This is a genomic window from Micromonospora vinacea (assembly GCF_015751785.1).
Taxonomy (GTDB): domain Bacteria; phylum Actinomycetota; class Actinomycetes; order Mycobacteriales; family Micromonosporaceae; genus Micromonospora; species Micromonospora vinacea.
Genome location: NZ_JADOTY010000001.1, coordinates 88,146 through 100,753 on the forward strand (window position 1 = coordinate 88,146; position 12,608 = coordinate 100,753).

A 12,608-nucleotide genomic window follows, 5' to 3' on the forward strand; every position below is an offset into this window, starting at 1 on the left:
CCTGACATGAAACTTCCTGGTACGGAACACTAACCCCGACCGATCGACGACGTTGCCCGTCCGCACGTCGGGTACCCGACTTGGCAGGTCGGCCGCGATACTGACCTCTTTCGCCCACGGAGCTGACCATCGACCTCAAGTGTGGACACTGCGCCCGCGCGGCCGGGCCGGACGACCGCTTCTGCGGCGGGTGTGGCCAGCCGCTCGGGGTCAACTGTGCGCACTGCGGGCACGCCAACAGCACCGAGGTCAACTTCTGCACCAGCTGTGGCCAACCGCTGCGGGACCACGTCGTCGCGGTGCAGGAGGACCGGCGTCAGGTCAGCGTGCTCTTCGTCGACATCGTGGACTTCACCAGCTACGCGGAGCGGGCCGACCCGGAGCAGGCCCGAAGTCTGCAGCAGACGTACTTCGCCACTGTGCGCCGGATCGTGCACCAGTACGGCGGGGTGGTCGAGAAGTACATCGGCGACGCGGCGATGGCCCTGTTCGGCGCACCGGTGGCCACCGACAACGACGCGTTGCGGTGTGTCCGCGCAGGCCTGGAGCTGCAACGGAACCTGGCCCGCCAGCCCGCCGGTCCGCAGCCGCCGCTCGGTTTCCGGGTCGGCATCGCGACCGGCGAGGCCCTGGTCGACCTCTCGGCCACCCGTGATGGCGGGCAGGCCTTCGTGACCGGAGATGTGGTCAACACGGCCTCCCGCCTCCAGGGGTTCGCCCCACCGGGCGGTGTCGTCGTCGACGAGAGCACCTGGTCGGCCACCCGACACGAGATGGAATACGCCGACCAACCACCGGTCACTCTGCGCGGCCGGTCCGCGGTGAGCCGGATCTGGCTGGCCGTCCAGGTGCGACCACACCGGGACCCGCGCGGCGCCGAATTGACCCCGATGGTTGACCGGGAGCACGAGCGCGGTCTGCTGGTCAACGCGCTGCACCGGATGGTGACCGAGCGGACCTCCCAGTTGGTGACGGTGTTCGGCCCGGCCGGTGTGGGCAAGAGCCGGCTACTGCGCGAGCTGGCCCGGCACGCCGGCAGCATGCCCGGCCCGCCGATCACCTGGCTCGTCGGGCAGTGCCCGCCGTTCGGCGAGAACGTCACCTGGGCCGCACTGTCGGACATCGTGAAGACCTGGGTGGGCGTACCGGAGGTCGACGACCCGGCCGCGCTGCGCGAGCGGCTGCGGTCCCGGCTGGGGCAGCTCGCCGACCCGCACGCGACCCGGCTGGCCGAGGCGCTCGGGCCGCTGATCGGCGTACCCGGTGAGCGACTCACCCCCGGTGAGACCGAGGCCGCCTGGCGGCGGTTCCTGATCGCCCTGGCGACCACCGGCCCGACAGTGCTGGTCTTCGAGGACATGCACTGGGCGGACCAGGCGATGCTCGCCTTCGTCGAGCAGTTGGGCGCGTCAGCGCGCGGCGTACCGCTGCTGGTCGTCGCGACCGCCCGGCCGGAGCTGCGGGAACGGAACCCGGCCTGGACCGGCACGATCAGCGGCGCGATGTCCATCTCGGTGCCGCCGATGCACGACACCGACATCGACACGCTCTACTCGCTGCTCCTCGGGCAGGCGACGCTGCCCTCCAGCTCGCGTACGCCGCTGATCGAGTTCGCCGACGGCAACCCGCTCTACGCCCAGGAGTACGCCCGGATGCTGCTGGACGGCGGCCTGCTCGACGCTGTCGGTCCGACCCCCCGCCTCGACCTCGACGGTGGCGCGGAGATGCCCCGCACCGTGCAGGCGGTCATCGCCAACCGGCTCGACCTGCTGGACCCGGCCGACCGGGCGGTGCTCCAGGCCGCCGCCGTGGTCGGCGTGGTGTTCTGGGCCGCGCCGGTGGCGATGGCGCTGGGGCGGCCGGTGGAGTGGGTGGAGCGCGCACTGGACCGCCTGCAACGACGCGACCTGGTGTACGAGCAGAGCACGTCGACGATGCCCGGCCAGCCCGAGTACCGGTTCCGGCACATCCTGGTGCGCGACGTCTGCTACCAGCGGCTGCCCAGGGCCGAGCGGGTGCTGCGCCACCAACGCACCGCCGACTGGATGGCGCAGCTCACCGACGGCCGGCAGTACGACCTGGCCGAGGTGCTGGCCAACCATCGCTGGGCGGCACACGAGATCGCTCGGACCGTCGGGTTGGACACCGCCCCCTACGCCCCGCCTGCGCGGGCCGCGCTGCACCGGGCGGCCCGCCGGGCGTACGAGCTGCACGCGCTGGACACCGCCGCCGCGCTGGTCGGCCGGGCGCTGACCCTGGACGTCGGGCCGGACCCGGCGCTGGAGCTGTTCGACGCCGAGCTGGCGTTCTATCGGGACGGGGACGCCTTCCTGGTGGCCGGGGGCACCGACACCCTGACCCGGCTGGCCGAGCGGCTCACCACCAGCGGCGACCGGACGGGGGCGGCCCGCGCTTGGACGCTGCTCGCCACCGCCGCGTGGAGTCGCGCCGACCGCTCGACGACCCTGCACTTCCTGGACCAGGCGATCGGCATCTACAGCGACCTACCGGACAGTCAGGAGAAGGCGAGCGCCCTGCTGGAGCTGGCCCGGGTGCACATGCTGAACGCGGAGACCGAGCCGGCGTGCACCGCGGCGCGGGCGGCGGAGTCCCTCGCCGAGCGGCTCCAGCTGCGCGAGGTCCAGGCCAACGCACGGATCACCCTGGCCGTGGCGCGCTACCTGGCCGGCTCCGCCGAGGCGTTCCCGGAACTGGCGGAGGTGACCGAGCACTGCCGGGTGGAGCGACTCACCAGCCGGCGCCGGGCGGTGCAGAACCTGGCCTGGGCGTTGCAGGAGGAGGGCGACCTGGCCGGCTCGGCCCGCTTGGTCGACGAGCAGCTCACCCTCGACCTGGGTGGCGAGCACAGCCTGGCCACCAGCTTCGAGGACCAGTGGGCGCGGTCGTACTACGCCGGTGACTGGACGGCGGCGCTGGCGATGGCGGCGGAGTCGACCCGACGGCCCACCGCCGAATGGGACCTGCACATCGTGGCGGTCTCGGGTTGGATGCGCGGGCTGGCCGGAGCGGAGCTGGTCCCGCCTGCGGGGGCCGACGAAACCGCAGGGCCAGGCGACGCCGCGGGGCCGGACCGAGCGACCGGGGACCTGATCGAGCAGGCGCTGCTCGCGGCGCGGCGCAGCGGATTCCACCGGGTGCTGCGCTCCACCCTTGCGCACGCCGCGCTGTGCCGGGCGGTGCAGGGCCGCCGGGACGAGGCGATGGCGCTGCTCACCGAGTTGGACGAGGACTGGCGACGCACCCGGATGATCCCGTTCGCGGAGTGGGTGCCGGCCGTCGGGCACGTCGCCGGGGTGCTCGGCGCGGACGCGGCCCGGCTGGTCCGGCAGTTGCTCGACCGGGCGCCCCGGACGACCCCGTGGGCTCGGGCCGCCGGTCAGGTCGCCGACGCCACGCTGGCCCGGCACGCCGGGGACGCCTCGACGGCGGCGAACCTGCTGCGCTCGGCGGCGGCGAGCTACGCCCGGATGACCGACGTGACCGACGAGGTCATCACGCTGGCGCTGGCGATCCGCCCGTTGGCCGAGACCGATCCACCCGCCGCCGCGGCGACTCGCGCCCGCCTGCACGACTTCGCCACCCGCCACCACGCCCCCGCCCTGCTCCACCTGCCCTGACCGCCGAGAGGGCCGGCCCGGCGGCGGTCAGGCGGCCAGCGGTGCCGGGACGGGCTGCTTGAGCTTCTGGGCGTAGACGTCGACGTACTCCCGACCGGAGAGCTCCATCAACTCGTACATGATCTCGTCGGTGACCGCGCGCTCGACGAACCGGTCGCCGGCCAGGCCGGCGTAGCGGGAGAAGTCCAGCGGCGCACCGAACCGGATCTTCACCCGGTCGATCTTGGGGATGAGCTTGCCCGGCGGCTGGATCTCGTCGGCGTTGAGCATCGCCACCGGCACCACCACCGCGCCGCTCTCCAGGGCCAACCGGGCCACCCCCGTCTTGCCCCGGTAGAGCCGCCCGTCCGGGGAACGGGTGCCCTCGGGGTAGATGCCGGCCACTCCCCCGGCCCGCAGCACCTGCAACTGTGTGTCAAGGGCGGCGCGCGCGGCTCGACCACCGGAGCGGTCCACCGGAATCGTGCCGGTGCCGACGAAGAACATCTTGGTCAGCCAGCCCTTGATCCCCTTGCCGGTGAAGTACTCGGCCTTGGCGACGAAGGTGACCTTCCGGGCGGTGATCAACGGTGTGAAGATCGAGTCGGAGAAGGAGAGGTGGTTGCTCGCCAGGATCACCGGACCGGTCGCCGGCACGTTGCGCAGGCCCTCCACCTGCGGGCGGAAGATCAGCTTGAGCAGCGGACCGAGGATGACGTACTTCAGCAGCCAGTAGAGCACCGGCGTCCTTTCCCGTGGTGTGCCCGCGACAGCGCCAGCCGTCGTCGCCGCCGAGCCTACGAAGCGAGCGCTCTCACCACAACGGACGAAACCCCCGCTGCCGACGATCACCGAGATCGCACTTGTCGCGCAAGAACGGACAAAGGAGCCCCGCCACGACCTGCGGGAGCAGCCGTGACTTTGGAAGACGCGACACAACGCACTCCCGGAACCATGCCCTGACGTGTCACGATTCAGAGCACGGCGTACGGACGGGCGCCGAGGGGCAGCGGTGGCCGCGCCGGAAGGCGCGTTAAGGGGGATGTCCGGGTGTCAGCGGGTGGGGCCCGCCGGGGACGGCGGGACAACGGGCTCGACGCGAACGAGTACGCCGTCGTCGGCGATGTCGATCCGCGCGTCGGTGAGCACCTGCTCGACGTGCTGGCCGCCGGCGGGATCGCCGCCTACCTCCAGCCCTCCGCCGACCTCAACCCGGTCACCCGCACCACCACAGTGCCGGCCCGGCCGGTCGACCGGCTCTACGTCGACCGCTCGCACCTGACCACCGCCCGGGACTATCTGACCCAGCTCGCCGACGAGACAGCGCCGGAGCAGCAGCCGGCCCGCGACGAACCGGACATCGACGCCGAGTGGGCGCGGATCGTGGCCGGTTTCCACACCACCTCCATACCCGGTGACCACCCGTGGCCGGCCTCGGAGGACGTGGACGAACGGGACTCGCGGGACGAGCCGACCTCCGGGCAGCTGACCCGCTCCGGCGCCGACGAGCCCGGTCCGACCGCCACCGACGTCCGCCGGCTACCGTCCGCGACGGACATCTCCGGGATCTCCGTGGGGCGCGGCACCCGACCGGACGAGCCCTCGCTGCTGGACGGGCTGGACACCTTCGGCGCCGACCTGCCCGACGATGAGGACGACGAGGGCTACCACCCGCCGCCACCGCCGCCGCTGCCGCGGGTCAGCAAGTACGCGGTGATCGGCGTGCTCGGGGTGGTCGTCGGGTTCGTGCTGTTCCTCTTCCCGTGGCTGCTCCCGATCGACCGCTCGGCGGTCACGCTGTTCGGCTTCACCGGCATCCTGGCCGGTTTCGTCACGCTGATCTGGCGGCTGCGCCCCGGCGACGAGGACGAGGACGACCCGGACAACGGCGCGGTCGTCTGAGGTCGGCCCGCATCCCGGGACGCCAGCGCCCCGCCGGGGGCGTAACAGTGGTGTAACTTACTGTCAGTAGGAATACCGCTGTACGTCACTTCCCCCGCTGACTGACCGGTTTTTCCTTGCTCGCGGCGGTCAGTCCTCTGCTGATCGGAATGCCCGAGATGCGACAGAGTTCTCTCGTGGTGGTGGCCAACCGCCTCCCCATCGACGACAGTCAGGCCCCCGACGGGGCCTGCGAGTGGCGGCGCAGCCCGGGTGGGTTGGTCAGCGCACTGCACCCGCTCCTGCGGCACACCCCGGCGACCTGGGTCGGCTGGGCCGGTGGCACCGGGCCGGCCCCCGCACTGCCGGACGTGGACGGCGTACGGATGCACACCGTGGCGCTCAGCCCGGAAGACCTGCGCGACCACTACGAGGGGTTCGCCAACGCCACCCTCTGGCCGCTCTACCACGACGCCGTGGAGCAGCCGCAGCACCACCGACGCTGGTGGGAGGCGTACCAGCGGGTCAACCAGCGCTTCGCCGAGGCGACCGCCGAGGTGGCCGAGCCGGGCGGGGTGGTCTGGGTGCAGGACTACCACCTGCAACTGGTCCCCGGTCAGCTGCGCGCGCTGCGCCCGGACCTGCGCATCGGGTTCTTCCTGCACGTGCCGTTCCCGCCGCCGGAGCTTTTCATGCAGCTGCCCCGCCGGGCCGAACTGCTGCGCGGCATGCTCGGCGCCGACCTGGTCGGCTTCCAGCGGGTGCAGGCGGCGCACAACTTCGCCCAGCTGGTGACCCGGGTGCTGGAGCTGCCGGCCACCGACCGGCGGATCGGCATCGACGACCGGGTCGTGCGCATCGGCGCGTTCCCGGTCTCCATCGACACCGCCGAGATGGCCGCGCTCGCCGACCGTCCGGACGTGGCCGCCCGGGCCCACCGGCTCCGTCAGGACCTCGGCGACCCCCGCCAGGTCATCCTCAGCGTGGACCGGATGGATTACACGAAGGGCATCGAGCAGCGCCTCAAGGCGTACAGCGAGTTGCTCGCCAGCGGCGACGTCAAGGTCCGCGACACGGTGCTGGTGCAGGTCGCCATGCCGAGCCGGGAACGCGTCGGCCAGTACCAGATCCTGCGCGAGCGCATCGAGCGCGAGGTCGGCCGGATCAACGGCGAGTTCGGCCGGGTCGGCGAGCCGGCGATCCACTACCTCACCCAGCCCTTCGACAGGGCCGAGCTGGCCGCGCTCTACCGGGTCGCCGACGTGATGGCGGTGACCCCGTTGCGCGACGGGATGAACCTGGTCGCCAAGGAGTACGTGGCCGCGCGGGTGGACGACACGGGTGCCCTGCTGCTCAGCGAGTTCGCCGGCACCGCCGCCGAGCTGTCCCAGGCGTACCTGGTGAACCCGCACGACCTGGAAGGGCTCAAGCAGGGCCTACGCGCGGCGCTGCGGGCCAGCCCGGCCGACACCACCCAGCGGATGCGGGCCATGCGCGCCCACCTGCACCAGCACGACATCCGGGCCTGGGCCCGCTCCTACCTCCGCGCGCTCGACGAGGACGGCGCGCTGGTCAGTCGCCTGACCAGCACCGACACCGGCTCCGACGGCACCGCTCGGGTGCCCCGGCCAGCCACCCCGACCGGCAGCAGCCCGGCGGTCCACCAAGCCGGCGGCTGACCGTCGTCGGCCCGGCCGCTCACCGTCGGCGGCCCAGCCGCTCAGTGCGCCGCGGGCTCCTTCTCCAGCCAGTCCAGGATCGCGTCGATCGGCTCCGCCCACCGCGCGTCCAGCATCAGGTCGTGGCCCATCCCGGGGAAGAGCAACGGGGCCGACCCGTACCGACGGGCCACCCGGGTCAGCGTCGACGCCGGCACCACCCGGTCATCTGGGCTGCCCAGCACCAACACCGGAGGCGCGCCCACGGCCGGCTCGGCCGCCGGCTCACCCAGCAGCGCCCACTGCGCCCGCCGACCCGCCCGACCGAGGCGTCCGACGTACCGCCGGGCCTCCTCGTCGGGCAACTCGCGGCTGAACAACTGCCCCCGGTTGAGCCGCAACGGCCCGCCGAACACGGCCGGCAGCGTACCTGCGGGGTTGCGGCGCAACGCCGCGCCCAGCACTCCCCAGCCGCCGAAGACCGGCGCCACCAGCACCGCGCCGCGCGCCGGGTAGCGGGCCAACGCGTGCGCCACCACCAGGGCCCCGGCGCCGTGCCCCACCAGCACCGCCTGCCGCGGCAGGCTCGCGGCCACCTGGACCACGTCGTGGGCGTACGCCCGCAGGGTCGCCTCCGGCGCCGGCTCGCTGCCTCCGTGCCCGCGCAGGCTCACCGCGTACGCCGGGAACCCCCGCGACGCCGCGTGACCCAGCCAGTGCTCGGCGAACGCCCACGCGCCGTGCCCGAACCCGGGAACGAAGAGCAGCGGTGGACGCCCCTCCTCCAGCTCGGGGATCGCGCTGAGCACCTCACGCCGGGCCGGCCGGACCGGGCGGGACCACTCCCGGCCCCGCATGATCCGCAGCTCACTACTCGCGCTCACCGTGCCAGCCTTTCGTTCGCGACTGCGGGGCTCGCAAGCTCACTCCTCGCGCTCACTTGCCCTCCAGCTCGACAAGGGCGCGCTGGATGGCGCGCAGATAGTCGGCGTGCCCGACCTCGAACCAGTGCCGGCTGCTGTCCTTGACCGGCCCGGAGTACCGCTCCCCGGCCCGCTCTCGGACCCGCTGCGCGAACGCGGTGGCCCGCTCCGGCCGGTCCCGACGGGCCTGGAGTAGTCGGGCGAAGAGCACCGTCTGCCAGTGCGACAGGGTGAACAGCCCGGAGTCCGGTTGCAGCAGGCCAGCGACGGCCAGGGTCGGGTGCCCCGGGGTGAACGCGTTGAGCCACAGCGTGGGCCGGCCCGCGCCCGCGCTGTCGGAGAACACCGACGCGTCGAGGAACTCGAAGCGCGGCAGGTAACCGGTGGCGAAGACGACCACCTCGGGGTCGATCTCGCGGCCGTCGGCCAACTCCACCGCGTACGGGTGGAACCGGGCGACGTCCGGCACCGGGCCGATCGCGCCGTGGCCCACGTAGTAGACGAGCTGACTGTTCGCGATGGGGTGCGTCTCGTACACCCTGTGGTCGGGCTTGGGCAGGCCGAAGCGGGTCAGGTCGCCGACGGTCAGCCGCAGCGTCCAGTGGTAGAGCCACTGCCGCACCCGCAGCGGCACCCGCAGCGCCAACAGGGTGTCGTTGACCTGGTCGGCGGGGCGACCGAGGACGTACTTCGGCGCGTACCAGTAGCCGCGCCGGGTGGAGTGCCAGCAGCGTGACGCCTGCTGGGCGGCCTCGACGGCGATGTCGCAGCCGGTGTTGCCGGCGCCGACCACCAGCACCCGCTTGCCGCGCAGCTGCGCCGGGTCCTTGTAGGACGAGGCGTGCATGATCTCGCCACGGAACTGTTCGAGGCCCTCGTAACGGGGCAGCTTCGGCGACCAGTTGTGGCCGTTGGCGATCACCACGGCGGCGTACCGGGCGGTGCGCTCGGGGCCGTACCCGCCGGTGGAGCGGGTGGTCACGTCCCACCGGTCCCCCTCGACGGGCTGGACCCTGATCACCTCGGTGCCGAACCAGATGTGCGAGCGCAGGTCGAAGTGGTCGGCGTACCGCTCGAAGTAGGACAGCACCTGACCGTGGTGCGGGTAGTCGGGCCAGGAGTCCGGCATCGGGAAGTCGGGGAACTGGGTGAACGGCTTCGACGAGATCAGGTGGGTGCTGGCGTACACCGGGCTGCGGTCGTGCCGCCAGTTCCAGGCGCCGCCGACGCCCGTCTCCCGCTCGTAGCAGTCCACGCCGAACCCGTGCTCGCGCAGGTTCTTGATGGCCGTCAGGCCGCTGGCCCCGGCCCCGATGACGCAGACCGTGTCGCCCCGGTCGGAGACCGGGCGGCCCTCGCTGTTCGCCGCGGGCGAGGTCGCCTCCGGGTCGGGCCGGCCGTGGTCGGTGGAGGTGGACACCGGGGACATCTCCTTTTGGTACGGCAGGCGTGCCGGTCGCCGCGAAATCCTCTCCACAACCGGGCCGGATGTCCAGTCCTGGACCGGACGCGTCGACTGTCGAGCCGGGGTCGGGGGTCAGCCGGCGGTGGGCAGCAGCAGGTCGACCAGGACCGGGAAGTGGTCGCTGGCCCGGCGGGTCTGCGGGGTGTCCACCACGTCGTAGTCGACCACTGTGATCCGCGGGTCGACGAACAGCGCGTCGATGCGTCGGCGCGGGTCGGCGCAGGAGTAGGTGAGCCGCTCGGCCCGGTCGGCCGCCACCGCCGTGTCGGTCAACCCGCGCGACACGGTGGCCCAGGCGGGCCCGTCCGGCCCCTCGTTGAGGTCCGCCCCGGCCAGTACCGGGCTGGTCGCCGCGTCCAGGCCGCGCTTGAACTCGGCGGCCTGGGACGGCCGCTCGGCCGGGTCGGTGGACAGGTGCGAGCCGGCGAGGGTGAACCGGGCGTCACCGACCCGGCAGTCGGCGTACGCGGCGCCACGCAGGTGCCGGCCGGGGGTCAGCGGGAAGCGCTGGCAGCGGGTGGCCAGCACCTGGACCCGTAGGCTGGTCAGGAGCAGGTTGCCCAGGGCGGGCAGCCCACCGGCGGCCACCACCAGACCGAACGACTCGGCCAACGTGGCGGACTTCTGCCGCCACCGGAACCGGCGGGGACCCTCCTGCACGATCACCACGTCCGGCGTCGCCGCCCGGACCACCGCCGCCAGCGCGGCGGTGTCGTCGCGCTGGCTGTGGATGTTGTACGACACCACGCGCAACGGCACGCCCATCCCCGGACGCCTCAGATCCGGCGGGCCAGGTCGGCGGCGCCGATCACCCCGGCGCTGTTGCCCAGCTCCGCCGGGAGCACCTCGGCCACCGGCAGGCGACCGCGCTGGGCGAGCGCGTCGAGGTACGAGCGGCGGGTGGGGCCGAGCAGCAGGTCACCGGCGTCGATCACACCGCCGCCGACCACCAGGGTCTGCGGGTCGAGGATCTGCGCCATGTCGGCGAGGCTGGTGCCCAGCCACCGGCCGATCTGGGCGAACGCCTCGGCGGAGACCGGGTCGCCGCCCTGCGCGGCGGCGGTCACCATCGGGCCGGTGATCGCCTCGGCCTCACCGCCGGCCAGCTTCAGCAGGGCGGTGGCCCGGTTGGGCTCCTGCCGGGCGCCGGCCCGGGCGAACCGGACCAGGGCGCTGCCGCTGGCGTACTGCTCGATGCAGCCCAGCCGGCCGCAGCCGCACTGGTGCCCGTCCGGCACGGCCAGCATGTGGCCCAGTTCGGCGGCGATGCCGTGCGCGCCGCGCATGAGGTCGCCGCCGAGGACGATGCCGCCGCCCACACCGGTGCCGATGGTGAACATGATCATCGAGTCGTCGGCGTCGCGGGCCGCGCCGTAGCGGAACTCGGCCCACGCGGCGACGTTCCCGTCGTTCTCCACGATCACCGGCAGACCGACGGCCTCGCTGACGTACTCGCGCAGCGGTTCGTCACGCCAGGCCAGGTTGGGGGCGAAGAGCACGGTCGAACGGCTGGCGTCGATCCAACCGGCCGCGCCGATGCCGACGGCCTCGATGGTCCGCCCGGCAGCCAGCTCGCCGACCAACTCGATGATGACGTCGCGGGTCTTGGCGACGTCATCGGCGGGAGTGTCCCGTCGGGTCTGCACGAGGACCGTGCCGGTGTCGTCCACGACACCGCCGGCCACCTTCGTGCCACCGACGTCGACTCCGATGGTCAGCGTCACCGCTACCGCCCCCCTCTGCTGTGCTGTCCGGCCCAGGTCCCGGCCCAGTGCCGGTCCGGGTCGGAATGTCCCGCGCTCAGGCGCCGTCGCCCGATGCTTCCGCGTCGGCGTCATCGGGCACCCGCGAGGCGGGCACCACGGGACGGGTGGTCGGTGCCGGTACGGTCGCCGTCCCGGCCTCGTCGACGGGTGGTACGGCGGCCGGGGCGAGTGGGTCCGCCGTCCGGGTGGCGACCGACCAGACATCCCGCTCCGGCGCCGGCTGAGAATCATGCCCGGTACGGGTGGCATCGCGCCACACGTGGTCGTCGCCGGTCGCGGTGGGCGGGGTGCCCGGTGCTGGTTCGGGGAGCACGTCGTCGGTGCTCGCGGCGGGGGTCGGCGCCGGCGAGGTGGTCGGCTCGGCGGCCGGCTGGGCGGGGCCTGGCGCTGACGGTTCGGGCGGGGAGAACGCCCGGAGCAGGCTGGCGACACCGGCGGCGAGGTCACCGGCGCCGGTGGCGAGACGTTCGGCGAATTCCGGACTCGGGTCCCGCAACGCGGCGATGCCCCGACAGACCGGGCAGACGCAGCATTCGGCCGAACCGGTGGCGAAAGCACCACCGGTGCCGGGGCGTGCGTCCGGGCCCGCGCTGTGACCGAGGACACCGGACAACATGCCGCCCAACGAGCCGAACGCGCCGCCCGCCGAGCCGGCCGAGGCCAGTCGCGCCCCCGCCAGCAGGGTGGCGACCAGCCGCTCTGCCTCTTCCCGGGCCGAACCCGGATCCGTTCCGCCCACCGTCGGCTCCTCTACCGTGCCACCGGACACGTCACTGCGCCGCACCGGTTGCTTCTACCCGGCGCTTGAGCTGCTTCAACGCGGTGTCCATGATCATCTTCTCGGCTTTGCGCCGAAACATGCCGAGCATGCCGACCGACAGGTCGACCTCCAGCGTGTAGGTCACCGTGGTGCTGCCGTCCGGGTTACCCACCAGGTCGTACGAACCGCGCTGGGCCTTCTGCATCTTCGACGGGGCGACCAGGTGCCACTCGATCCGGGACAGGTCCTCGGCGTACTCGTAGGCGAGCACGTAATCGTCGGCCATCACCCCGGCGTCGATGGTGAAGTGCACCTGACTGGGGTAGCCGTCCTCGTACTCCTCGACGACCTCGGCGCGACGCACCGCGTCGGTCCACTCCGGGTAGCGCGCGAAGTCGCAGATGACCGCCGTCACCCGGTCCGGTGCGGCGCCGATGATGATCGACTGGGTGGAGGAGTCCGCCATGGGGGGAGGCTACCCGCCTCCTGGTTGTCCCACCCCGACCGCCCGCCGGGTAGGTTTCGACACAGCCGACGC

Annotated in this window: 10 protein-coding genes; 3 read left to right on the plus strand and 7 right to left on the minus strand. The window is 72.9% G+C overall.

Annotated features, from left to right (window positions below; all coding sequences use genetic code 11):
- Positions 1–128 precede the first annotated feature (128 nt).
- Entirely contained in the window at positions 129–3,638 is a 3,510-nt protein-coding gene (locus IW249_RS00440) for an AAA family ATPase (RefSeq protein ID WP_196924562.1), read from the plus strand.
- Between the two features lie 27 nt (positions 3,639–3,665).
- Here the strand turns inward: IW249_RS00440 and IW249_RS00445 are convergent, their stop codons facing one another.
- Positions 3,666–4,358, minus strand: a complete 693-nt coding sequence (locus IW249_RS00445; protein WP_196918951.1) for a lysophospholipid acyltransferase family protein — start codon at positions 4,356–4,358, stop codon at positions 3,666–3,668.
- A gap of 309 nt (positions 4,359–4,667) precedes the next feature.
- On the opposite strand from IW249_RS00445, the gene IW249_RS00450 reads away from it, so the two are divergent.
- Positions 4,668–5,519 (plus strand): DUF308 domain-containing protein, encoded by an 852-nt coding sequence (locus IW249_RS00450; RefSeq protein WP_196918952.1) that lies wholly within the window; start codon positions 4,668–4,670, stop codon positions 5,517–5,519.
- 158 nt (positions 5,520–5,677) lie between these two features.
- The gene (locus IW249_RS00455; RefSeq protein ID WP_231392798.1) at positions 5,678–7,177 is read left to right on the plus strand and encodes an alpha,alpha-trehalose-phosphate synthase (UDP-forming); all 1,500 of its coding nucleotides are present in this window, start codon (positions 5,678–5,680) and stop codon (positions 7,175–7,177) included.
- 41 nt (positions 7,178–7,218) lie between these two features.
- On the opposite strand, the gene IW249_RS00460 is transcribed toward IW249_RS00455, so the two are convergent.
- The 6 genes from IW249_RS00460 to IW249_RS00485 all read right to left on the minus strand — a co-directional run bounded on the left by IW249_RS00460 (position 7,219) and on the right by IW249_RS00485 (position 12,536).
- Positions 7,219–8,013, minus strand: a complete 795-nt coding sequence (locus IW249_RS00460; RefSeq protein ID WP_196924563.1) for an alpha/beta hydrolase — start codon at positions 8,011–8,013, stop codon at positions 7,219–7,221.
- Positions 8,014–8,092: 79 nt separating this feature from the next.
- The gene (locus IW249_RS00465; protein ID WP_112699727.1) at positions 8,093–9,499 is read right to left on the minus strand and encodes a flavin-containing monooxygenase; all 1,407 of its coding nucleotides are present in this window, start codon (positions 9,497–9,499) and stop codon (positions 8,093–8,095) included.
- Between the two features lie 117 nt (positions 9,500–9,616).
- Positions 9,617–10,309 (minus strand): endonuclease/exonuclease/phosphatase family protein, encoded by a 693-nt coding sequence (locus IW249_RS00470; RefSeq protein ID WP_372432917.1) that lies wholly within the window; start codon positions 10,307–10,309, stop codon positions 9,617–9,619.
- Positions 10,310–10,320: 11 nt separating this feature from the next.
- The gene (locus IW249_RS00475; protein WP_091407561.1) at positions 10,321–11,268 is read right to left on the minus strand and encodes an ROK family glucokinase; all 948 of its coding nucleotides are present in this window, start codon (positions 11,266–11,268) and stop codon (positions 10,321–10,323) included.
- A 76-nt stretch (positions 11,269–11,344) separates the two neighbouring features.
- Positions 11,345–12,049: a hypothetical protein gene (locus IW249_RS00480; RefSeq protein WP_196918954.1), complete on the minus strand. Its 705-nt coding sequence runs from the start codon at positions 12,047–12,049 to the stop codon at positions 11,345–11,347.
- Positions 12,050–12,080: 31 nt separating this feature from the next.
- Positions 12,081–12,536, minus strand: coding sequence for an SRPBCC family protein (locus tag IW249_RS00485; protein ID WP_196918955.1), 456 nt, complete (start codon positions 12,534–12,536; stop codon positions 12,081–12,083).
- Positions 12,537–12,608: the final 72 nt, after the last annotated feature.

Coding starts and splice junctions, on each gene's coding strand:
- IW249_RS00455 (WP_231392798.1), top strand. CDS start 5,678: ATGCGACAGAGTTCTCTCGTGGTGGTGGCCAACCGCCTCCCCATCGAC.
- IW249_RS00460 (WP_196924563.1), bottom strand. CDS start 8,013: ATGCGGGGCCGGGAGTGGTCCCGCCCGGTCCGGCCGGCCCGGCGTGAG.
- IW249_RS00470 (WP_372432917.1), bottom strand. CDS start 10,309: ATGGGCGTGCCGTTGCGCGTGGTGTCGTACAACATCCACAGCCAGCGC.
- IW249_RS00485 (WP_196918955.1), bottom strand. CDS start 12,536: ATGGCGGACTCCTCCACCCAGTCGATCATCATCGGCGCCGCACCGGAC.